This window comes from Lysinibacillus sphaericus (assembly GCF_005217585.1).
Lineage (GTDB): Bacteria > Bacillota > Bacilli > Bacillales_A > Planococcaceae > Lysinibacillus > Lysinibacillus sphaericus.
The window spans coordinates 140374-164658 of the sequence record NZ_SZPT01000005.1; the positions used below are offsets into that span (position 1 = coordinate 140374).

A 24285-nucleotide genomic window follows, 5' to 3' on the forward strand; every position below is an offset into this window, starting at 1 on the left:
ATGTTGCGATTATTAATTAAAGTAATATCTCCACCATTATCGCTAAGATTTAAATTTTTCTTACATAAAGGGCATTTAAGCCAAGCTCTTTCATAATGCGTTGAACCTTTTTATGATTTACTTTTTGGTTACGGTTTGCAAATTTGTCACGAATAAGGCGATAACCATAAAGCCCTTCAATTTTTACTCACCTTTTAACATTCAAAGGGCAAATAAACTAAGTTCATTATTTTTTACTCAACAGGTCGCGCACGAAGGTAAATATCATTGACAATATCCGAATTTAAATAATTTAATACTCTATATAATTGTCTAGCTGATTCAGCATTACCGAAACTATGCCCCAATTTAACTGTACCAATTTCTTGGTTTCCGAACTCCAATGTTTTATATTTTTTCTCTGCATCACTCCACTCAGACTCTGGAAGTAATCGGAAGTACATAGTTCTTGCTATATTACTATTTTTAAGTCCATCTACACTTTTTAATTTTTCAATATGTTCTTTGCCTTTTACAGCGTCATTAACAATAACTTGGAAGCCTTCCTTCATATTATAGATTCCATCATTATGACTATTTTTATAAACTAAGGTTTGTTTCTTTTCTAATTGATATTTCTTAATATTATTAATGAAGTCTAGTAATTTCACATTTACAATCTCACCTAAATCTTCATCATTATTCATTTTAACTTGCGACTGTGAAACATTCGTCATATCTGAACGTTTCAAAATTTTATTATAGACAGATAAATCTGCTTCTTCTAATACACCATTCCTATCTTTATTTACAGTAAGTAATAAGATAGTTCTTAAATAATCTAAAAAGCGATCATAAGAATCCATACTATTTTCTGTATCTTCCTCAAATAAATTCAGACTTTCTAACTCTATAAATTCTTCTCGTAAAAAATCTACAAACAGTCCTTCTTCTACTACTTTATTTAACAGCTCTAATTTAGAATCAGAGTATCTCATAGTAATATATAATGGTTGACAAGCAAGTTGCATACAGATAATTGCAATTAAAATGCACTGATCATTTTGGGATGTAATGGTTTGATTATCAATAATCATATTTACTTTATTATTTAAATAGAAGTTATTTATAAGCCGTTTCATTGCACGAGGATTACTGCCCACGCTGAACTGGATTAAGTTTTGTAGCTCATTTGAAAGCTCATCATTCTCAGAAAGAACGCCTAAATTGTCAGTTAAAAACCTTTTATAGTTATATATTTCAACTGGAATTTTAAAAGGAACTTGAATCATTTTATCTAAGAAACTTTTCGTCTTGGCTATAGAAGTTTGCTTCACTTCTGCTATACCTTCTTCAATAACACGATTATCAACAGCTAAAACGAAAATACACCCTTCTATATCTAAAAATAATTTAATTACTTCTAATAGACTAACTGCTATAGATGGTTTAAGTCGATCTAAATCATCAATGAATACAACTAATCTTGCATCTTCACCATTAACGGCATATTTCTTCGCTATTTTCTTAACAATTTCCCCCAAAGATTCTCTTAGAGTTTCGATTGCCTGTGCTGGATCCATTACCTCATCATTTTTAGATTCCTCATCGCTTACTGGTTGCATTCCAGCCTGAGCAAGAACAACATTAACACCAAATTTTGCAAGACCTTTAATTGCCTTAGAAGCCTCGCTTACAAAATTATTTTCATCACCTTTCAAATCTTCTGTCAGCTTATTTATTATGTAACTTAAAAAAGAAATGCCTAAATTTTGTTCTAGGTTAAATTGAGTATATTGCCACGTATTAAAATTTACAGTGACAACAGGAGATTCAGTATTTACTATACTTCCAGTTTCTTCTCCTAATCGTTTCACTGGTTCTAACTGACGATTAATTAAATTCATAAAAGAAGTTTTTCCTGTTCCCCAACCCCCTTGCAATGCAATTGTAATTGGTGTAGCACTTTGTCTAATAAAATCGCTTAGAGCCTCAATATAAGGCATTACTTCAAATAAATCTAAACTATCATCAAAAATTGGTAAGTCATGAATTCCTATATTTTTTAATTTTGTCTCCATTAATCCCAACTCCATTCTTTATTTGGAAATCTTCTGGGTCTTTATTAGTTACAAACTATAACGAAATACCCTATTTATAAAACCTAAATTTACCATTTGAATAATCATAACAAATCATACAACGGATAAGCTATATAATTATTAAATAAAAAACAAACGGTAGTTTAGACGTAACTTTGTAATAAGAGCTATTATCCTTCATAGTCAAAGGATTCATCATAAAAGAGAGCAAAGGATACAAAAAAATACACAGAGAAAACTCTGTGTATTAAATCCCTAAAGTTATTTGTGTAACATTTTCTTGCTCCAGTAAATCAATTTCCATAATCTTCTTACCCATATCTGTAATTAAGTCTACTACAAGAGCATTTCCCATACAAAAGTAGCGCATACGTTTAGGCATGCCTTCCGTCCAGTTGTCATCAAACCCATTCAAACGTTCGCATTCAAGCGGGGTTAAAAAACGTTTTCTACCATTGACTTCAACTATATGTGAACTTCGATTAACAGTCCCTTCGCTTGTCAGCATCGTTCGTCCAGGTAAATCTAAATCATCCGTAGGTGACATACCACCTTCAGAGTAAATATATTTATGACCTTCAGCGGAAGTTCGTTCAATTTTTTTAGGTCCACGTAGATAGCTAAACTTTTCAATGGCCGCTTCATTTAAGTAATATTCTTCATCAACTAGTTCTTCTGGAAGCAATATATCTTTTAATGGGATAGGAGTTTTTAAGATTGGCTCCGGTTGAACGGTATGAACATAACCTTCAATCATAATACCCGCTGTATGAAAACCAAATGAAAAATTATCCGAAATTTCAACAATATCTCTAGGTAATTCAACAGATGCACGACGATTTTTATACGGTTCATTTGTAACAGGAAACGTACGTGCAAAGAATCCTTCTTTAAATAAAATATCTTCTTTAGCTAACTTCTTCTGCTGATTAGCAAAGCTGAGATTTTTTTTATATGCAAAAATAAAAATTCTACGTCTACGTTGTGCATTTCCATATTCACTCGCATTAATAACTCGCCATTCAACAATATAATCTAAGTCTCTGAATACCGCTAACATAATGGCGAAATCTCGTCCACGCTGTTTCGATGGCGATTTAATCAAACGATCTACATTCTCTAGTAGTACATATTTCGGATGACTGTTTTCAAGTACTCGTTTAATCTCCCAAAACAGAACACCTTTTTTACCATTTATACCCTGTTCATTATTCAACGAGCGACTCACACTGTAGTCTTGACATGGAAAACCACCAACTAATAAATCTATGTGTAACGAGCTGAACTTGCTATCAGCTACTGTTGTAATATCATCATTACTTGCTTCACCTTCAGTAAAGTGACTTATATAACATTCATAAGCATCCTGGGCCTTTTTTGAAGGCTCCCATTGATTGGCCCATACTGTTTGGAAAAATTCTTTGTCTACTTTTTCTAAGCCAAGACGAAAACCACCAACACCTGCGAATAATTCCACAACATTTAGGTTTTTATTCATAAAATACGAACTCCCTTTCTACATATTCGTATTATAAATCATGTAGCCCAAAAGATCAACTTTTAAGTTTTACTAAGAGATCAATTTAATGTATTTTTACTAGCGTTAAGCTATCATTTAAATAAGTCACCTAAATTATGGAGGTAAACCTATTTTGAAGTATGATGATACAAATCCAATAAGCATTAAAGAATACGGCGAGTTATTAATCGGTCAAACATTTTTCGATGTAATAAATAATGCAGCCATCGATGAAGAATTAAAACAGGAAACGATAGAAAAGGTGAATAATCCAAGGTATAAAGGTGGAATGGGTCATTTAATTGAGAAGTACCACTTCGAATATGAAATTAATAGTGACCAAGAACCTGACTTTCCAAAAGCAGGAGTAGAACTAAAGGTTACTCCCTATGAAATAGGAAAAAAAGGAGGCTTTTCAGCAGGTGAACGTTTAGTCATCACAATGATTAGCTACACCGAACCTATAGAACAAGACTTCTTTAAATCCCATGCTTATAGCAAGTTTCGTTTATCATTGTTAATTCATTACTTAAGGAATCGCGATTTACAAAGAGTTGACTATCCTATCAATTTTGTAACACTTTTTTCTCCTCCTGAAGAAGATTTAATAATCATTCAACAAGATTATGAGAAAATCGTTACAAAAGTAAAAGAAGGTCGTGCTCATGAATTGTCTGAAGGTGAGACGATGTATTTAGGGGCATGCACAAAGGGATCTACCGCTAGTAAAAGTTTAGTTTCACAAGAATATTACGCTCCTAATATTAAAGCACCAAAACGCGCTTTCTGTTTTAAACAGTCTTATATGACCTATATGTTAAACAAATATGTTCTGAATCAAGTGAATACATACGAGTCTATTTTGGCTAATGTAAGTCCATCCAATCATCAAACATTTGAAATGCTAATTGTTAATACAATAAATGAACATACAGGAAAAACAAGCACTCAACTTAGTAAAGAATTTAGTGTTAAACCTGGATCCAAAAATTTCTATAGTTCATTAGCCTACCGCATGTTAGGAATAAAATCGAATCGTGCTGAAGAGTTTATTAAAGCAAATATCGAAGTAAAAGCTATCCGAATTGAAGAGAACGGAAAAATGGTTGAAAGCATTTCATTTCCTTCTTTTAAATTTAATGAACTGATTAACGAAGAATGGGAAGAATCTTCTTTTTATAATGACTTAAGTTCGAAACGTTATTTATTTGTTGTATACAAAAAGTTAGGGAATGACTACGTGTTAAAAGGCTGCCAACTTTGGAATATGCCTTATGAAGATTTAGAAGAAGCACGTGAAGGATGGGAAAGTATACAAAAAATAACGCAAGAAGGACCTTTACTATATAAAAAATTCAAAAAAGACGGCATCAACTTTGAAGTAAAAAACAACTTTCCAAAGAAAAGTGATAATCGTATTATTCATATTCGACCTCATACTACAGAACGTTATTACGTTTTTGAAACTGGCGAAGTCATCGGAAATAACTCTGTTTATGGAGACTCCTTACCAGATGGACGCATTATGACGAAACAGAGTTTTTGGTTGAATAACACGTATATTCTTAGTGTTTTGAATGAGGAATTGAAACAGTAGATACTGAAATACTTAAATACTAAAGAGATGGAATAATACGAATAAGCGTAGCTATTATTTGCTACGCTTACTTATGGCTGAGATCAATATGACAAGAGAGTATAAAGAACATGGATAACTTAAATTATTATAGAATTTCTTTATTGCTTAGGGGGACCATATGCAAATTTACAAACTCACTTTACTGTACAAATTGCTATCTAGCTCACTTAATAGCTTTGCCTTTTCATCGTATGTGCAGATGGAAAGTGCTACTTTGGCACGTGTCATGCCTACATATAATAAGCGACGCTCTAAATCCCAATCAAATTCTTCACCCAGTAACTCACTTGAGCTCGGATTAACTAAATCCACAACGACAACGTATTTAAATTCTAAGCCTTTCGAAGTGTAGAATGTCGTAAATTTAATACCCGGCTCAGTATGAAGACCTTGTGCTACATCAAAATCTCTTTTTAGCTTCCTAGTATCTCCAATTTCGGTAAAGGGAATTCCTTTCGCAAGCAATTTTCTCTCAAGACGTGTTGCAGAATCCCAATTGCGAACAATTACACCGATTGAACCTTTACTATCCGATTGAACGATTGTTTTTAATAGCTCTATAATAGCTTCATCCTGCGCTTTTTGTGTTTTACATACATATACTTGAGGTATTGGACCACTTACTGTCGGAACAATCGGCAATGTAAATTCCTCGTCTTTTGTAATTTCATCATTGCTCTGAATGCTACGTGCAAGCTCAATAATTTGCTTCGTTGAGCGAAATGATTGTTGTAATGTTTTTACACGGTTCCCGCGGAAATCAAGCCCTGTTTCCTTCCATGTAAAAGTTGTGGGGAAGATTTTTTGTCCGATATCTGCACCGATACGACAAGATTGTTGTGCGATGCCTACAAGTAATTGCATTGTAACTTTATTAAAGTCTTGCGCTTCGTCAATAATGACATGGTCATACTTTACCGCATCCACAATTTTGTGCTGATCTTTAATAAGTTGTAATGCCGTATCTTCATAATCATATGCGCCATCTTTTTTCACTTCATACAAACTGTAAAGTCCATAAATGACGGTGCGGTCGCTCTCAGATAGCCGAATTTTGCTACCGCGCCCTTTACGGCTTGTCGCTAAATATTCCGCATTTGATTGAATGTTACGACCCTTTAACCATTTAATTTCTTCCTGTAAAAACTTATTGAATGTATCGTCTTTAAAGAAACGATGCTTAGGATACAATACTTTCATTTCACGCATAGCGACGTTCATTAAATAATATTCATTAGCATATGTTGGATGATGACCATACGTTTTTCTGTATGCATTTGCTGCCCATTGATGGAACGTTGTAATGTTCAAGTTCTTCAACTTATGCTTTTTCAACATTGCTTCTGCAGCAGCGGACAACGATTTACTAAATGAAAAAACACCTACTTTTTCTGAAGAGTTTTTTATTGCTAAATCTATCGCACTTTTTAGTAATACTAATGTTTTTCCACTTCCCGCAATCCCTTTAACAAGCAGTTGGTTGCCATTATGATTAATGGCATCCTGTTGCTCTTTTGTAAATTTAATTTCATCGCTCATTTAAAAATCCTCCAAGTCATCTATATACTCATCACTATCAATTTCTGCTTCTATATCATCTGCATTTTGTATAAATGTAAATATGCTTTTTTGAAGCTTGTCACTATTAATTTCATGCGAGATTCTAGTACCGCTAAAGCGACTCCAATCCTCTGCCATTTTAGCTAATAGGCTCATTTTTCTCCCTCACTTTTTGTCGAGCGCGCTTTTTGCATCTGGACAGAAATTTTTATGTGGACAAAATCTACAATGATAACCCGGTATAGAATTGAACGTCTGGTTATCAAGCACTATATCCAAATGCGTATCACTTCTTAATTTCACTTGTGTTTCAGCAAATAAATTTTTACTTAAACCCGGAAAAAAATGATTGCGTAGAAGATTCACATCTACATCGGTGTTTTCATAAATATAACGATATGGGTGCGAGCTATTCGCAATTGCATGCATTTTAAACCGTTTGAATTGGGGGAAGAATGGTTGCAACTCATCAATTACTTTTAAATCAGCATCACTCTTTCCCCATTTTTCCTGACCAACAGCGACACGGTAGACGTTAGAAAAAATAAATTCATACATAAAATCTCCCTGATATGTGGCAAATGGTTGCAACACGTAGCTATAGTAAAAACGCTTTGGACATTGTTGAAATTCTATTCGCATCCCCAGCTGATTAATGCTTTCATTAAAGCTTGTCTTTTCCTGTTCTGATAGCTTCACCTCAGATTGAACGACCTCGTACACATCCTGCTGCACCTTATCAAGTGGTGAATATTGCTTTACTTCCATATGTAACTGGCGAGTATAGAGTGCAGAGTTCAAGCCTTCTGCATCCATTCGATTTACAATCCAAGATATGTGTAGATTTTCAAGATTCATAAATTCCAATGCGATGAAAAATAAGAAGCGCGATGTTTCTTTTGCAGTCACATTTCGGTTTAAGAGTAGCTCAATTACAGGATAATTAACAGCTAATGCCTCCATCGTTTCGAGTTGCATTGGCCATGGCATCGACACTTCACTTAACGGAAGATTTTTTTCATCTACAGCTGTGAAATAAATACTTTCTTTCATGTTTTCTTTGAAAATTTCCCCGTCAAACTCTAAAAAGTCAGTTATAAGCTCGTCACTTTTATTCGGGTCTTCATCGAACTTACCGCTTAAATATAAATAAAGCGCTGGCTGAATATCTTCCAATAAAAATTCAGTTGAATCATTAATCGTACTTAAACGCATAATTAGCGAATCTAACAAGTCGCGCTCAAGCTTATTGGTGTATACATCCATTTTCCTACGTCCTTTAAGCATATTTAACAGGCGACTAAAATGTACATCGATGCTAGAAAAGACAGGAATTTCTTTGCCGAATAAGTCCTCCGCTAAAATACGAATCCCTTCAAGAAACTCTTTAATTTGCACAAGTCGTAACATATCAACATTGAAATAGCTCAAATTAGAAAACGGGCTACGCACATATTCATCCCCGCGAGCTGAAGATTTTGCAGGGAATGCATTCATTAATAATTCTTTTTTTTCTGCTAACATCTTAACTCGTGTTAGCCATTCGTCAATCGTACGGCAATTCGAAAAATAAGGTAAAATTTGCTGTAAATCATAGGTATATTCCGTTGCGATTTGTTGCGTGCGAATATCTACTAGCCAGCCTGATGAAAAAAGTTCTATTAATAATTCTGATGTTAATACAAGCTCATTACTATCGTAAAGCCGGTGCATATTTACTAAAAATCGACCAATTGGATGCGCTATAAATTTGCGATTTTCTTTATCAAGTGATGGGTAATAAATTTGTACGAGCTCGTTTAACTCTGATGCGTTTGGTGCGAAAATTTTCATATCGCTCTTTTTCTCTGGTGGTAGTTCAAGCGGATAATTTGGAATAATAACGTCCTGTAAAAAATCGAAAAACGTATTGTATTTGGTTAACGTCATTCCTTCTTCCACTTTACCGATATTCTTTTTCTCGTACGACTGTAAAAACAACTCAGCTAACTTACTTTTCCCTTCTGTGCCTTCCTCAATATACCAATCCGATGACCAGCCATGCTGCTCATTAATAAATAAGCGAATAAAATCAAACGTATTGGGAAAGCGAGCATCGTAATATTGAAAAAATATCAGCTCAAATCCATTTTTTTGCAAAAACTTAAAGAAAATTTGTTGTTCAGGCGTAATGAAGTAAAAGCCGTGCAAATATATTTTTTTCGTTTTCAATTTAAATTCTTGGAAAAATTGCGGACTATATTTATCTCCTTCCAGTAGTAGCCTGCGATGCTCTTGAAGTTGCGAATCATGTTGCTCAAAAAAAGCCCATAGCTTTTGGAAATCACGTTCCTTTTGCGTATGATAAAAGCCAACTAAATCTTCAGGTTGCATCCCGGCCTGCACGAAAAAGCGAATACTATTCAGCACTTCCTCTTTGTTTGCACGAAATGCATCTTTAAGCTTATTCGTCGAAAATGTAAAGTCATTCATCTTCTTTGAAAATAGTAAAAACTGCTTCATCCGTTTTTCCGCATTATACCAATTATGGAATAGTCGAAATGAAGTAATAACTTTACGAACCGTTTCTACCTTATGAAATTCCCCTTTATAACGCTCGCTGATACCACGTTGCATATTGCCTGTCGCGCAAATATGGAACGCCTGTTGCATATCAGCAAACTGCTCATGATTACTCCAATTAAGCGGGTCACTATAGGTGTAAACTTTTGTCGTCATTTAGTTCACCTCTCCAATTTGTGCTTCATGTAATAATTCTGCCCACGTATTTGGTTTAATCGTTTCTGGCATAAATACGATTAACTTTTGCTTTGCACGTGTAAGTGCTACATATAGAAGGCGGACCTCTTCCTTTTGTTGCTCGATTAGCTCAATGTTGTTTAATTGTTCAAAATATATATTTTCATGTGTCATATCCTCTGTCTGTATTTGCCAACCAATCTTTCGATGTTGATTTTTATCTTCATTCTCTTCAATATGGTAACTTGCACTCACAGACTGATAATTGCGGTCTACAGCAGGTAAAATGACCGTATCAAATTCTAAACCTTTCGATCGGTGCACAGTGGAAATTGTCACCTGTGACTCATTATCATCAAGAAGTGGTTCATTCTCTGTCACATTTGTTTGCACTTGTAACGTTAGCCAGCTGACTAATGAATGAAGCGATAAATTTTGCTGATCAAAGGTACGCTCAATTAGTGTCATTAAATGCTGTAAATTGGCAACGTAGCTTTTTGCCTCTAATTGACCTAACTTCTCATTCGGATTGAAAACTTGCAAATACTTTTGCAAGTTTTCAATTACTTTTTCGTTGTAAAGAATCATTTGAATAATAGTCATTACCGAATGCTCACGTAAGCGTGTTAGATAAGGATCTAATGTCATTTCACGCAAGCTAGCAAGCTCCTCATTTATACGTTCACGGTCTCCATTATGCCTCATCAGCTGTTGAGGTGAGATTATTACACGGAAATACGGTGTTTGTAGCGCGTTAACGATATACTTCGGCTCATTCGGATACAGAAGGCCTTCAAGAAGCATTTTAAAATGTTTGACGGCAGGGGACTGATAAAATGTGCCATCTAAGTTTTCCAATGTTTCGACGCCGATGCTTTTACACACTTCTTTTATCGATTTCGCCTCATAATTTGTGCGTACTAACAAAGCAATTTTTTTATCCGTACCTGCAATAGCTTGTAGACATTCTTGAATATGGGTACCAAGTTTTTTATTGCGGTCATTTAGATACTTGTATGGCTTTACAATCCAATTCTGGTTATATTTTGCTTCCTCAAAACTAATAAGACGAGTGGTTGCATCATAGGTTAATAGTGGCTCCGGCATATTCCCCCAGTACATAAATAGCTGGTCAATTTTTTGTAACAAGTCCTTTGAGCTACGATAGTTATGCTTGAGCGGTAACTTTTGTAGTGACGTATTCACTGGTAAGAGTTTTTCCAGCTCCTCAAACGAACGGTAATCGGCCCCACGGAAACGATAAATACTTTGTTTAATATCACCTACAACGAATAATTTATAGTTCGCAATTTTTTGTAACTCCGCAATAAATTCAATTTGCACATCATCGCTATCCTGAAACTCATCGATAAACATAAAGCAATTTTGCTTTAGCTGTTTGAGCTTGTTTGAGCCAAGTGTAAAATCTTTTAACTTGCGAATTAAGTCACCCATCGTTACAGAATTTTGTTTACGTTTTACAAGCTCAAGGCGATCCTCACAATTTTTGAAAATATAATAGATTAAATCATCAATCGCCTTCAAACTATTTTTATCTTGCCCCCAGTCAAGATTTACAATTTCCTCACCTGAAAGCCCCTTCTTCTCCATTTCTTCCCACATCTTTAAAATAAATTTCGTAAACTCATAATGCTTTAATTTATGCTCAACAAAAAATGTCACATCCGTTTGTATAAAATATTCATCTACAAGCGTTTGTATAATTTGCTGCTTTTCATAAACGAAGCTTCGTAGCTTAATTGACTGCCCGTAGCCAAGTTCATGCGAAAGCGTTTGAATAACAGACTTGGCATACGAGTGAATCGTACTGATTTGCATCGTTTTTACTTCTTCAGCAAACTGTAAAAAATGTGCACGACCGGTTAAGTCAAACAGCTCAATAAACTTTTTCTCTAAGCGATTACGCATTTCATTTGTTGAAGCATTTGTAAACGTAATCATAATAATATCTTTTAAATTGACCCGCGCCACAATAATTAAATATAAAATGCGATCAATCATAACATGAGTTTTTCCTGTTCCTGCTCCAGCGGTAATCATTTCATTTATATCGGCTGAGCAGTGGATTGCGAGGAATTGCCCTTTATTGAACTGCTCATAATAATGCGCAAGCTTTTTTAAAACATCCTCATCGATTTTTCCATTATCTATATCGTGGAATGCAATTGGCTCATGAGTAATCGTCGGTGCAAACAACTCTAGCTGGAACTTATCAGTAAAGGTCCCCCAACTTGTTTTTGCCTCTGCAATAATCGTTCTATTAGGTGAAAACAAATAAACTTTTATACCTTCTCTTAAATGCGTAGCAATATCAGCACGCTTTTGCTCAAATTGTTGTTCTTCGTTTATTATGTATAGCTTTGAAAATAGTTGCACTGTATATTTTTTAACTTCGTTTGCCTTTTGCTCAATCTCTATAGTTGTTACTCTCTGCTCCTGTACTTCCTCTGCAACATCCGTTTCCGACTCATCAACTTGGAAAACTTTCAATAGCCTTTTCCAATCTTCTTCTATTAATAGTCTTTTCTGTAACTGCGTTGTATATAAACGTAATCTGCTTTGTAGCGCCTCTAAAGACATAAAATCATCTTGAAACAGCGGTATTGGGGTCTCTGCTAACTCATGAAAGCCTCGCTTCTCCCATTCTGCTCGCGTAATTTTCGGTAGTGCCACTAAAGTCATAAAATTCACTTTTTTCCCTAGTTGTAAATACTTATTCAAATATTTTTCTAGCATAAAGCGTTGCTTCAATGCTTGTGCAAATGGTTGCATCACCTCACAATAAAAACCTTCTGCCATTTCCCAATTATGGCTACGAATACGTATTATATCGTCTATTTCTATTCCCTTTACTTCAATGACAAAGAGTCCTAGGTGCTTATGACCAAACAAAATATCAATATCACGATTCGTATGCCCATTCTCATAAAACATGGGAAACCCATTTATACCAAATGCATGCTCACCTTTATACGCTTCTCTTAGCTTCTCAAATACAAAAATTTCATGAGATATACCGACGTCGTTTGGATCTCTACTACTATAGAACATTAGGATTGTCCTCCTTTAATAGCCTTATATATTTAATTAAATTATATCACAAAATAGTATATTTTTACTTTTTTCTATTAAATTAGTCTATGTAAAATTAATTTTCAGACATAAAAATACCTCCTAATTGGTGTATTAGAAGGTTTACAAACAGTTAAAATATGTAATTCTTACTTTAGGATAAGAAAAGGGACAAACAACAAGAGTTCAACCCCTGTTTAATAGTCTGGAAATCGTTGATATAACTGCATCTACAGCCACTATATATATGGAGACGGCGGAGTTTCTAGGAGCAACAACAACACTTGCTTTAACAGCAATATTTATAAGGATTTTTCGATAGTTGTTAAAAAAATTAACTACGATTAATCTATTTTTGAAATACATGATAAATTTTAGCTTTCCTCACTTTGCATGTTTATTATACCATTAGCTACGAATCTGCTCTTCAAATAATATTTCCCCTCTCATAGTAGCTAAGCTAGATTGCACAGGAACATACTCTTTATAAAAGCCCCTTTTTCACAAATGGCGATATATAGCATATAGGTATGCAAGAACTTTCGTTCGCTTTCAAACATTAGTTTTAACATATAGGAGATGATAAAATGATTTTTAGAAAAGGAGAATTGTTTAACGGTCCAGGTGGTCTGAGTCTAGCTGCTAAGAATGCCATCGTTATACATCCTGAAACTAAGGAAGAATTCCGAATTGAACATACATGGTCAAATGATTATGATCAAAATGCTTGTAATACATTTTCATTTAATATATGTGGTCAAGAAGGACACCCCAGTGTTATTTGTGGCCCTGTCGAAAAGCTACCAATTGGGGACCGTTCATTAATGCCTGATATAGATTGCTTTGCATTTGGTTTCCCATGTAATGATTACAGCCAGGTTGGCGAAAAGAAAGGCTTAGGAGGCACATTTGGTCCTCTTTATAGCTACGGTGTAAAGGTATTGAATGAATATAAACCTAAATTCTTTGTCGCAGAAAATGTTGGTGGCTTGCAAAGTGCCAATGAGGGACGAGCTTTCATCAAAATCCTAGAAGAGATTGCAAATCCCGGAGATGTTGAATACGTCGTTACACCTCATTACTACAAGTTTGAAGAATATGGAGTATCACAAGCACGACATCGTATTATTATTGTAGGCATTCGTAAAGATTTTGCTGAACAAGGTGTGGAATTTAAGGTTCCTGCACCAACAACACCAAATTCTGCAGATTATAAAACAAGTAAAGAGGCGATTGAAAAGCCGCCAATTCCGGAAAATGCACCTAACCATGAAATGCCTCGTCATTCAGCGAAGGTCAAGGAAATGTTAAGCTATATTCCACCTGGTGAAAATGCTTGGTATATTGGGATTCCAGAAGATTTGCAACTGAATGTAAAAGGCGCACGCTTAAGCTCTATTTACAAGCGTCCAACACGTCCGGCCTATACCGTAACAGGCAGTGGCGGTGGCGGTACGCATATGTACCATTGGGAAGAAGAACGTGCCCTTACAAACCGTGAAAGAGCACGTCTACAAACGTTCCCAGATGATTTCGTGTTTACTGGAAGTAAAGAAGCTGCACGTAAACAAATTGGGATGGCTGTACCTCCTGCTGGAGCGCAAATTGTGTTTGAAGCAATTTTAAAATTTGCAGGAATTCCATATGATTTCGTTGAAGCGACGCAGAAATTTCAATTAGAAAATTTGCAAAAGGAAAAATCCAGAAAAGTTGCAAAAAAAATTAATGAAGATGAACGTCAATTGGCATTTAGTAATATTTAAACATCCATATACGGGCATAGAAAAAGATATTTTCTATGCCTTTTTCTTTTACCAGGTACTTAGTCCAATAAAAAAATTAAAAACCTAACTGGGAAGTTAGGTTTTACTTTCATGAACTTTAATAACTACTTGAATCCTTAGCACTTCGGACAAAACATTGTTCAACCACTCCAAAATCATTTGCTAATTACACACTAAAATCCATATAATAAGTTTCATCGTCAATCTTATAAATTCGCACACTATTTCTTCCGTAACGAACTAAATCATCTGTAACAACAAATGCTCCATCTAGTAAGCCTAAACGTCTTCGGAAATATGCTCCCATGATACTATTATTCTCACGCGTATGTATGGCTTTACGGTTTGCTTGCGCCATTACACAAACTAGATTTTCTCCATCATCCGTTATCATTATAAATGGTGCTTTTAATGGTGGGAAGAAATCTGGTCTTTCACCATGTACACCCTTTACTGATAAATATGCTTGATTATGATTTCTACCTTCACGTTGTCCCCAATTTAATCCAGATTTAGCAGGTACTTCGCCAGTTCTTTTATCGACTAAAGAAATATCAACATATTCATTATAAGTATGTGTAGGTGTGCTCAAAACTTCAACAACAGCAGGTTCAAATACAACTTCATGTGGATGCTCGCCTGTTGAAGTAGGAGAAGCTGGGGCTACTACACGTCGAGGTAAAACTTTATACAAGCTCACTTGTTCTTCTACATCAGCATTATCGCATCTGATAACATCTAAATCAGAAAAAATCTCATCGATATTGTTGCATGTAGACTCTACTAATATTTCGCGTTGTCTGCCAAACCCATTTTTAGTAAAGTTAGCAGACCCTATAAAGACCTTTGTTTCTAAAATAGGGTCTTGCCAATGATATACTTTTCGATGATTTCCTGGACGACTCACTTGATAAAAGATACTTAAACGGTCAGTAAATAGATGCATTAAGCGCAAAAATGCCCAATGTTGCCAAGTAGACAACCCATCATTTGGTACCATACCTACCGTTACTTCTAAATTCAACTCATTATATGTTTCTAAAACATGTTCAATAAATATAGGACTCACATATCCGGATAAAACCCTTAAATGACGATAACCCTCACTATAAGGTGTTTCTAAAACATGACTCTCTAAGTCTTGTATCAAATACATAAATCTACCTCCCAATACGACTGAAATCTCATTAAATACTCTCTAGCACTAGTAAACGTTTATTCACATACTTCCACAACTTCTCCACGGCTTCTTCATGGGTTAGACTATCCCAAATTGTGATGGCACCAATGAAGTTTACTTGCTTCATTAAATCACGAGTAAATTCACGTTTACCTTTGATTTTTTCAATTTCGTCGTTTTCCTCTAGTGTATCAATACGTTGAATGATTTCTAGTGTTGCTTTTAAAGCTTTGAAATTCCGAGAAACAGTCGTTGTTTCTAAAATTAAACCTGCAAGGTCCTGATTTTTCATCATGATTCTTGTATAAAAGTAAGGATCTGTTGCATTGTATTGGTCATAAGTTAACGCTGCATATAGCCATAAACGCGATAAACCATTACGATAATATCTTTTGTTTTTCGAACTAAACATATAACGTGTTTGAATAAAGGAAAGTACGTCTTTTTGAGCAGCTTCTATTGGCCAACGATTTCGCATGTAGTCCCAATAAACTGTATGCGTTAAAAATGCCCAGTAGTTTTCATTTGTAACGACTGTATAGGGTAAATCCTTCAATGCTTCATATAATAAAATGGCGTTTTCTAAATCATGTTCCCCTTTATCGCCCACTATTATTCTCAATTCTGTTGGCTTCTCCAACTTATCCAATTCGATTTCTAACAGATCTTCACACCAAGGAGTAGGCTGTTTATATAGGTCCAGATTACTTTCAATTTCATTTTTCATATCTTCTAAAATTTTATCATCGATGTAATAGAGTTTGCTCATTCTTCAAACTCTCCTTCCTCCTCAATACCAAAAATACGTGCAATAGATACCAAGCCACGTTCATTTACGTTGTCGAGTATCTGCATAGCCAAATCAGGTATATTTTCTTCTTGATTAAGTTGCTCTATATTTGTTCCTAGTGTTTCTAATCGTTTTGCAATTGAACGATACCAAATAGTACTTTCGAAAAAATGAATTTCATCGTTATCTATTAAATCTCGAATATAATATAAACCTTCGATTAACGCGGGCATATAGTACATTGATATGAGTAATTGATCAACATCAGAGCCAATTAATCCTCGTAAATTTGTAATTTCTTCGTACACTGATTTTGGTATTGAAATGACAATCTTTTCTTCAAAATCAGTCGTAATTAATGGAGCATTTTCAAGAGGATTGATGGCTAATTCAAAAATACTATTTGTTTTAGCAATCGGCTCTTTTGTAATATTCATCTTCACTGTTTCTGTAAATGCAAGTTGGTCACCTTTTTGGATATTGAACTGTGCACCTTCAAAGTCTTTGTGAAAATTCGTATTATGATAGCCATATATATCTTCGTTTGCAACTATAAAGAAATTGATTTCCACTACGTTATTTAGTAATTTTTGATCAATTGTAAAGATAAATATGGGCTGAGCCGCCCTTTCGTAGAAACGTTTCATCGTTGAGCTACATTCTAGATGGACAGCATATACTGCTTGTCCTGTTGCGATTAACTGTTGTAACGCTTCATTTTCTAATTGAAACGTTACCTTAAATTCCAGGCCATTTTCGATTGTTTGCGCCTCAATTTCAGCTTTTAATGGTTCTCCTACAATATCATCACTAAATGGAGATAAAACAGGATATGGGAAATGTCTATCTTTTATCTTCATGCGCTCACCTCTAACGAATAACGCTCATTTTCGATAAAGCTTACTTCAAATACAAGGCGTTCTTTATCTTCAACTGTCACAGGTCCAATAATGTTGTCATTGTATGGGACAGCTTCTTTTGTTGTTGCATTTATCACTTCTTTAATTGCAATCGGTGTTTTTGAACCGTCTTCACCATAGATATGAATGTTAAATGAGAGCTCTCCTTTTCCTTTTGCCATGATGATAAAGCGATACAGCCCTTGTTCCTCATTCAAACAAAATGAACGAGCATTACTCAGGGTTGCTTTTTTTGGCTTTGCTGGTTTATCTACTGGTGGTTTCTTTGGTTTCCCATTAACTGGTTTGTCTTCAGGTAAGAAAGTATTTTTCTTTTTCTTCTTTTTCGATTTAATCTCTTTTGGCTTAGTGACAGTTTGCTTCATCGCAAATGAAGTAATTTTTTCACTTAAAGCTTGTTCATTCACTTCTTTTAAAGGTGCTTCTTCTTTTGTTACATCAGGTAAAATACCTTCTAATCCACGTAGCTCTATTTTCTCAGTTGCTTGAGATTTAGCTAGTTCTCTCGCTTGGCTATTGAGCCAGTCGTAGATTTGTTTTAATAAATGAAGCGCATATTGTTGGTCATCTTTATACAAACCAGCAGCCCAACGATCATGTGTCGGTGGCTCCATTTTGCGTAAAACAGCATTTAGTTTTGCACCTTCTACAACCATGACACCTGCAAAATCTATAGGAGCACGGAATCGATCTTTATCAAAGATTTTCATCCCAGTTCCTCGATACATAGAAACGCGGCGATTAAACCCTTCTTTGACCAGAAATGATACATTGATTGGTTCAAAGTCACCGTCGTATGTTTTGAAGTACTTTGTTACTTTTACACTGTCAGGAGATGTATAAGCTTCATAGTACTGTGATGCTCTACTATTTTTATGTTTGCCCATAATGTAATTCACAATAGAAGGCATTGTTTGTTTATTAATTTTAAGTCCTGCAATATGAACTTCTAGCTTCTCTTCCATTACTGCTACTAAGTAACTTAAAATAATTGTTTCAATTACTTCATCAGCCCATCCATCTTTTGCATTGAAGCCTATTATAAATTTATCGGTCCCATAGCCCGATCGTTTAAACATAGAATGGTATGTTGTTAAATCCTTTATAGGCTCTAAAACTCCTTTAACGCCGTAGTAACCTGTACCTTGTGTGTAATTACCTCCACCCATATCATAACTTGCTAATTTCGATACCCCCTGTAATGCATATACATCTTGGCGATTATATGTACCATAAAACATCGTACGAATAGAGGAAGCAGCGAATGGTGCGTGTTTTCCAATTCCAAAAGAGCCACTAGCTGAAGCGTCTTTAAAAGTAACCCCTACTGATTTAACCAAGCTAGCAAAGCTTCCGTTTATTTTTTTATCAACATTCTCTAAACCAGTCGTATTAAAGTCACGAATTGCAAGTACTGGTATTGTTTGTTGTTGAAGTACTTGAAGGCCTTCTTCAAAAAACTTAGATGCATCTTTGTGAGATGCCCATGTATCTTTTCCCAGTTGGAAAATTTGCTTTAGTTCATCCACCTTTGGTAGTGATTCTTGTGGTAATTGATGTAGTTCAAACTTTACAATAACCGGCTGATTTGATGCAGCCGCGTCAAGTGAATCCTGCAATACTTCTCGTGTCATAGATATTATAGGTGCTTCTGTGAAATGATGGATTCCAGAATCATTTAATCCATCAATACGTCCATTATTATTTGAAGGAAAGTCCCAACCTATTTCCATATTAATCCTCCCGAAACTTATATATTCAATACTATTTTACTACATATTGTAGGACAATCAATATCCTCCCTCTATTTTCCAGTATAAGAATCAAATTAGTTATGTAATAAAGGTTATCTATTAGACGGAAATTACATTTCTATAGATTTATTAACATTTTTCAATACATTGCCCATTTTTGCGAAATTCAATGACAACCTGTATAAAAAGATTGGAAAATTACTAACTAAAAATATTCACTGTAAAACCTTTCACATTTTTTATTATTGTTTAAGTATAATAAAATAATTAAATTAATAAGTTGTAAAAATATGCAATTGAAGAATGTGCTTGCTTACTGGCTTGTGAATCCGGGAAAAGTATAAGGTTTGTTACATAAAAAAGAAAAATTATTGAGGCGGAAGATTCAAATTTTAATCAGATCTACATTGATACTTCAAGAAAAGAGTATATGTAATATTCATTCGTGGTTATTCGAAATTATTCTTGAACAACATCAAGTGATAGCGGGTATAATCATTTCTGTAGCAGAAACCTTAAATAAATACACCATTTTTTCGGCATTTTTAACTTTTGGCAGTCACTTTTGACAGTCGATGAACCTGTATTGTTCGTTGCTGTCTTGTCAATGTCATATGTCTTGACTTATGACAGTAATAACTCAAAATGAAATACTGAAATATTTAAGTGATTTATAGAAATTCTTCCTAATTGTCATGCTATGCTATATAAAAGAAAACAAGCCTATACGAATTAAAAGATTACTTTTTAAGTTAACCCTATTTTTAAAATCTAAAGGAGGTAATTATACTATGATAAAACCAATTTTAAAGCATAATATAATTAAAACAGAGGATTTAAATACTAAATATAAATTTCACTATATGTTTAATCCTCATTTTGAAATTGAATGGGTTCCAATTATAGAAGATAGAAAAAAAACTGTAAAATGGTTTAAGCAAAATTATAGTGAAGTCCTTAATGAGCCAATCGGTAATAACAATTCGTTTAAGCTTAACAATATTGAAAACTGGAAGGAAGAGGCCTGGGGAAAATGGGCGGCGTTAAGATTAGTAATATTACGAGACTGTATAAGTATCGATTATAATCGTAATAATTTTACAACCTTTAATCAATTCGTATATAATGCAGGATTGAAAATGGGGGAAAAATATTCAAATAATCCCAATAAAGAAGACGTTTATAAATATTTAAAGGAAGATACAAATATTTTCGACTATGTTCAAAGTGCTAAAGATAATTTCAAGGCAGTAGATTATTACCGAAATAACCCCAAATTGGGCGATGAAATTATTTATAGTTATCTTAAATTAGCATATTTTGGTTTTTTGAAAGAAGCATATACAAAGTTAATTATTTGTAGCCACCCAGATGCGATACAAAGGAAATTCGATGTATATCAAACAGACGAAAAAGGCGATTTTCAAAATATGGACTTTTTCATTTATATACCTAGACAGCAACAAAAAGGATTACAAGGAATATGGAAAACAATAGGTGTTGGGTCGAAAGCCGCCAAAAATGAAACTCACCAAAAAGTGCATTTTATGATAAGACATTATAAAGATTCTAGCAATGTAGATGAATCTCAGAAGAAGTCTGAAAGTTTGCTGGGGGGATTGCATCTATTGAAAGAACATGAGTTAGATAAATTAATCGAAGATAATATCTTAAATTTGTAGCAAAATTAAAATAATGTTTTTGATTTTAAATATTATCATACTATCTCTATTCCCCAAAATTTATTGGGGGATAGGTTCACTAATCTTTACTTATTATTTTTTTTAAATCTTCCTTATTTAGCCATGGTCTTCTTTTGTGTAACATCCTATGGCAGTTCGAACAAACTAACACTAAATCTTTTAATTTTGTTTTTGTATTTTCAGTGTACTCAGAAATTGGCATTGTATGATGACATTGGTGGATTTATCTACCGTAGTTATTTAGCAAATTCACTCTATACATTTTTAACTTTTTCCTTTAAGGAAATATGCTGAAAGCTCATTGTTTTCAAGGATTACAGAGTTTGTTTACCAAGCAGTAAAAGTAAAGATACTAATTAAATTCATATTGTTCAATTATTGTTTACATTCTTTGTTTCCTGGTTTTCGGTCTTCTTTTTAAAATCAGTTACACAAAAATAATTATGCTTATTCCCCATTTATTAAGTACACAGTAAAAAAAAGACAAGAAGGAATTACTCCTACTTGTCTTTCTTCTAAATTAATTCTAAAACTTCTTGTTCTTCTTCTAATTCTTGTACTTGATTAATATTGATATTTAAATTAATTCCATCTAAAGATGCAATAAGATTTGTTGCAATACGTCTAACAACAGGTACACTTACAGCATTTCCTGCTTGTTTATATACATGGGAATTAGCCATTCCTTCTGGAATAACATAATCATCTGGGAAACCTTGAAATGACAAAGCCTCCCTTGGAGTTATCTTTCTATACCCCCAATTATCAATAATTATCGGGACATTATGCCCACCAGTACCCATATTTGCTGTTAATGTTGGACAAACATTTGATTGATTTTCACGAACATAAACACGTCTAATTTGATAAACTGTATTACGATTTCTTGCCACTTCTTCTAACATTGAATAATACTGTGATTCTTCAGTGTAATACATTTTATCTTCTTGTTGTACTTCTCTGTTTAAGATATCGTCTATTGTTCTTGTTAAAGGAATTTGATCTGGGAAAGTAAATCTTTGATAATCATCTTCAAATCTAAACCCAACAACAAAAATACGCTCTCTGTTTTGAGGAATATTTCCATACTCCATAGTGTTCATTACTTTATACTTAATATGATAACCAGACTCTTCAAGCATTTGACGAATAACTTTAAACGTATTTCCTTTATCGTGCCCAACTAGATTTTTTACATTTTCTAAAAAAATTGCTCTTGGTTGTTTCGCACGAATAAAACGAATAACGTCAAAGAATAAAGTTCCTCGCTCGTCTATTGCTGCTGTGTTTTTACCATGACAATTAGGACACTGTACTTGTGTAATATATTGTTCATATGTTACTGAATGCTCACACTTACAATCATCACATTGATATTTCATACCGTGACGATTACCTGCTACGGAGAACGCAACACACGGCCAACCTGCTGTTATTATATCAACATCTGGCATGTCCATTCCTTGAATGTTACGGATATTGTCTTCTATTAGTTCATGTTCAAAGTTTGCTCTGTAGGTAGTACAAGCGTTTTTATCTAGTTCATTAGCCCATATTATTCTTGCACCTGCTTGCTCGAACCCTTTGTCGATTCCTCCGACACCTGCAAATAGAGAACCTACTGTATATGGCATAATATAATTACCTCCTTATTGGAAACGCACGTTCTTCTTTTTATTTGATTATATGTTATTTTATCATGTTGTTGCAAAAATCGCGGCTTCCAAAAGGCACATTTTTATAACTCACATAACATTTATCTATTATTTTCTTCAAATTCTTCATACGTTCCTGTTGTTGCAAAGTCAATTCTAAACACAAAGTCATCTAATTTAGTAACAACCACAGAATCAATTCCTACACTTTCTAAGTGTTCATTTGTAACTAACTCGCCCGGTGGAATTTGTAACACATGTCGCAACAACCAATACCCAAGTTCACGGTTAGGATTAGACATAAATCCTTTTCCGCCACTTTGACAAACTTTCGCTGAAAGTTCTCGTCCGTTCGGTAATATCAAAATGAACGGGTCCTTCCTTTCTGTTTCACGGTCATAAGGGAAGAATCCCTCGAATTGACGGTGTATCCATGAAGGGATAGGAATGTAAATTTCGTCCTCGTGTCTTAATCTTCCTCCTGCATTCCACTGATTTAAACCACTTCGTTCTTCAACTAAACCGCTTCTTGCACTATAAAGAGGAAGAATCACAGTTTCATATTGCTCCTCAATTTCTAATACATTTTCTACAAATACAGAAGGATTTACACCTTGATTTAGCAGGAATGAATAAGGATCTGATAAAATATCAACTTCAAACGAAGCAATTGGATTATTAGTTATAAATCTTTTGTATAAGGTGCTTTTCGATTTAGAAAACTTATATTCGTGTCTTCCATCTGTAAACCAAATTGTTTTATTTGTAGTTGCTCTAGTGTTTAAAATTAAATTATTAATATCTATATACTCTAATTCCTCTTCGTGAATTTCAAATTCGCCTTCTTTGCGTGTAACCAAATGATAAATCATTTCTTCTGCATCAGTTAAACGTATTGCTAAATGAATTCTAGCATTTCGAAGTTCTGATACTATATTCATAATTTCCCAACTTGAGCGACCTTGAAACTCTTCAACGGCATCATTGAATTCTGCTATCTTTTCGACACAGTTTCCGTTTCTATGCTGGAATGTTTTTAATGCTATCCCTACACCGTCTTTTAGAGCATCAAAAGTAATATCCCCACGTGAGAGGTTATTTGCATTTAATGTTCTACAGAAAATGTTTTCAGCAGCTCTATAATATAAATATGGAACTTCATTATCTGAGAATAAGTTAGATAAGGACCCAACAGCTTGTAAAGTTCTTATGTAATCTTCTTGTTGCTGAACATTTTGATTTTCAAAAATCATACATTTTCCTCCAGTCCATAAAAAAAGGCTGGAAGTATTACTTTCCAGCCTTTTGATTCTTAATTCCCAAACGTGAAATGTATGTTATTTTTCGTGAAACAAATACATACTTTTTGGGTTTTGCTAATGGAGACGGCGGGAGTCGAACCCGCGTCCAAAGACTCCAATACTTCAGCTTCTACGCGTGTAGTTTGTCCATTTGCGATTCGCGTAGCATTATGCCGACAAACAGGCGTCCTGTACGCTAACCTGGAAATCTCTTGCCGGTGACTCAGGTGGCACCATCGACCGTATCCCACTAAAGTTGGGCCCTACGTACTCTACATGGGCGATAGAGAGGCAGAGCGCTTACGAGCTTACGCTGCGAAAGCTAAGTTTTGTTGTTTGCCAGTTATTATATAACTTCCGTTGATGACGGAGCCGAGACCTCCGACGCGCGACCAAAGCTTGAACCATCCCTGTCGAATCCGTAACGTCCCCTTGAATATGATGCGAGGCTCGTGGCGTCGATCAAACAAAGAGCTAGAATTGCTTCTAGTACGGTTGAAGAGTAGTACTACGCTTCAATACATGCTGGCATTAACAATTCATATTATAAAACAAACCAAGCTGTAC

At 34.5% G+C, this 24285-nt stretch carries 16 protein-coding genes, 1 other RNA gene and 1 pseudogene; 3 read left to right on the forward strand and 15 right to left on the reverse strand.

The features are described 5' to 3' along the window. Positions 1-67 precede the first annotated feature (67 nt). From FC748_RS18115 to dcm, 3 genes and pseudogenes are all read right to left on the reverse strand, one after another. Positions 68-178: pseudogene (locus tag FC748_RS18115) on the reverse strand (IS3 family transposase); the annotation flags it as partial. Positions 179-233: 55 nt separating this feature from the next. Beyond that, entirely contained in the window at positions 234-2060 is a 1827-nt protein-coding gene (locus FC748_RS18120) for a KAP family P-loop NTPase fold protein (RefSeq protein ID WP_024364187.1), read from the reverse strand. 268 nt (positions 2061-2328) lie between these two features. Then, positions 2329-3579, reverse strand: a complete 1251-nt coding sequence (dcm, locus tag FC748_RS18125) for a DNA (cytosine-5-)-methyltransferase (protein ID WP_108031019.1) — start codon at positions 3577-3579, stop codon at positions 2329-2331. A 154-nt stretch (positions 3580-3733) separates the two neighbouring features. On the opposite strand from dcm, the gene FC748_RS18130 reads away from it, so the two are divergent. Then, positions 3734-5197 (forward strand): Sau3AI family type II restriction endonuclease, encoded by a 1464-nt coding sequence (locus FC748_RS18130; RefSeq protein ID WP_238600221.1) that lies wholly within the window; start codon positions 3734-3736, stop codon positions 5195-5197. A 168-nt stretch (positions 5198-5365) separates the two neighbouring features. Here FC748_RS18130 and FC748_RS18135 read toward each other — a convergent pair whose 3' ends face one another. Genes FC748_RS18135 through FC748_RS18145 form a run of 4 tightly spaced genes read right to left on the reverse strand, consistent with a single transcriptional unit; the run spans position 5366 to position 12610 of the window. Then, on the reverse strand, positions 5366-6778 hold the full coding sequence (locus FC748_RS18135) for a 3'-5' exonuclease (protein WP_108031021.1): 1413 nt from the start codon (positions 6776-6778) through the stop codon (positions 5366-5368). Further along, positions 6779-6955: a hypothetical protein gene (locus tag FC748_RS22160; protein ID WP_167492701.1), complete on the reverse strand. Its 177-nt coding sequence runs from the start codon at positions 6953-6955 to the stop codon at positions 6779-6781. Positions 6956-6964: 9 nt separating this feature from the next. Further along, the gene (locus FC748_RS18140; protein WP_108031022.1) at positions 6965-9517 is read right to left on the reverse strand and encodes a PD-(D/E)XK nuclease family protein; all 2553 of its coding nucleotides are present in this window, start codon (positions 9515-9517) and stop codon (positions 6965-6967) included. Further along, positions 9518-12610, reverse strand: coding sequence for a UvrD-helicase domain-containing protein (locus tag FC748_RS18145; RefSeq protein WP_108031023.1), 3093 nt, complete (start codon positions 12608-12610; stop codon positions 9518-9520). It lies immediately after the preceding gene. Between the two features lie 608 nt (positions 12611-13218). Here FC748_RS18145 and FC748_RS18150 point away from each other — a divergent pair. Next, entirely contained in the window at positions 13219-14394 is a 1176-nt protein-coding gene (locus FC748_RS18150) for a DNA cytosine methyltransferase (RefSeq protein WP_108031024.1), read from the forward strand. A gap of 187 nt (positions 14395-14581) precedes the next feature. Here FC748_RS18150 and FC748_RS18155 read toward each other — a convergent pair whose 3' ends face one another. Genes FC748_RS18155 through FC748_RS18170 form a run of 4 tightly spaced genes read right to left on the reverse strand, consistent with a single transcriptional unit; the run spans position 14582 to position 19038 of the window. Continuing rightward, on the reverse strand, positions 14582-15571 hold the full coding sequence (locus tag FC748_RS18155) for a restriction endonuclease PLD domain-containing protein (protein WP_108031025.1): 990 nt from the start codon (positions 15569-15571) through the stop codon (positions 14582-14584). A gap of 31 nt (positions 15572-15602) precedes the next feature. After that, positions 15603-16364, reverse strand: a complete 762-nt coding sequence (locus FC748_RS18160; RefSeq protein WP_108031026.1) for a DUF6339 family protein — start codon at positions 16362-16364, stop codon at positions 15603-15605. Further along, positions 16361-17245: a hypothetical protein gene (locus tag FC748_RS18165; RefSeq protein ID WP_108031027.1), complete on the reverse strand. Its 885-nt coding sequence runs from the start codon at positions 17243-17245 to the stop codon at positions 16361-16363. Before FC748_RS18165 ends, FC748_RS18160 begins: the two co-directional genes overlap by 4 nt. Further along, positions 17242-19038, reverse strand: a complete 1797-nt coding sequence (locus tag FC748_RS18170) for a hypothetical protein (protein ID WP_108031028.1) — start codon at positions 19036-19038, stop codon at positions 17242-17244. Before FC748_RS18170 ends, FC748_RS18165 begins: the two co-directional genes overlap by 4 nt. Positions 19039-19850: 812 nt before the next feature. On the opposite strand from FC748_RS18170, the gene FC748_RS18175 reads away from it, so the two are divergent. Next, positions 19851-20741, forward strand: coding sequence for a hypothetical protein (locus FC748_RS18175; RefSeq protein WP_108031029.1), 891 nt, complete (start codon positions 19851-19853; stop codon positions 20739-20741). A gap of 79 nt (positions 20742-20820) precedes the next feature. On the opposite strand, the gene FC748_RS18180 is transcribed toward FC748_RS18175, so the two are convergent. From FC748_RS18180 to ssrA, 4 genes are all read right to left on the reverse strand, one after another. Further along, entirely contained in the window at positions 20821-20985 is a 165-nt protein-coding gene (locus FC748_RS18180) for an HNH endonuclease (protein WP_274519754.1), read from the reverse strand. Between the two features lie 292 nt (positions 20986-21277). Beyond that, positions 21278-22396, reverse strand: a complete 1119-nt coding sequence (locus FC748_RS18185; protein ID WP_108031031.1) for a DNA cytosine methyltransferase — start codon at positions 22394-22396, stop codon at positions 21278-21280. A 122-nt stretch (positions 22397-22518) separates the two neighbouring features. Next, positions 22519-23670, reverse strand: a complete 1152-nt coding sequence (locus tag FC748_RS18190) for a phospholipase D-like domain-containing protein (RefSeq protein WP_108031032.1) — start codon at positions 23668-23670, stop codon at positions 22519-22521. 124 nt (positions 23671-23794) lie between these two features. Continuing rightward, positions 23795-24150, reverse strand: a transfer-messenger RNA (tmRNA) gene (ssrA, locus tag FC748_RS18195). Positions 24151-24285: the final 135 nt, after the last annotated feature.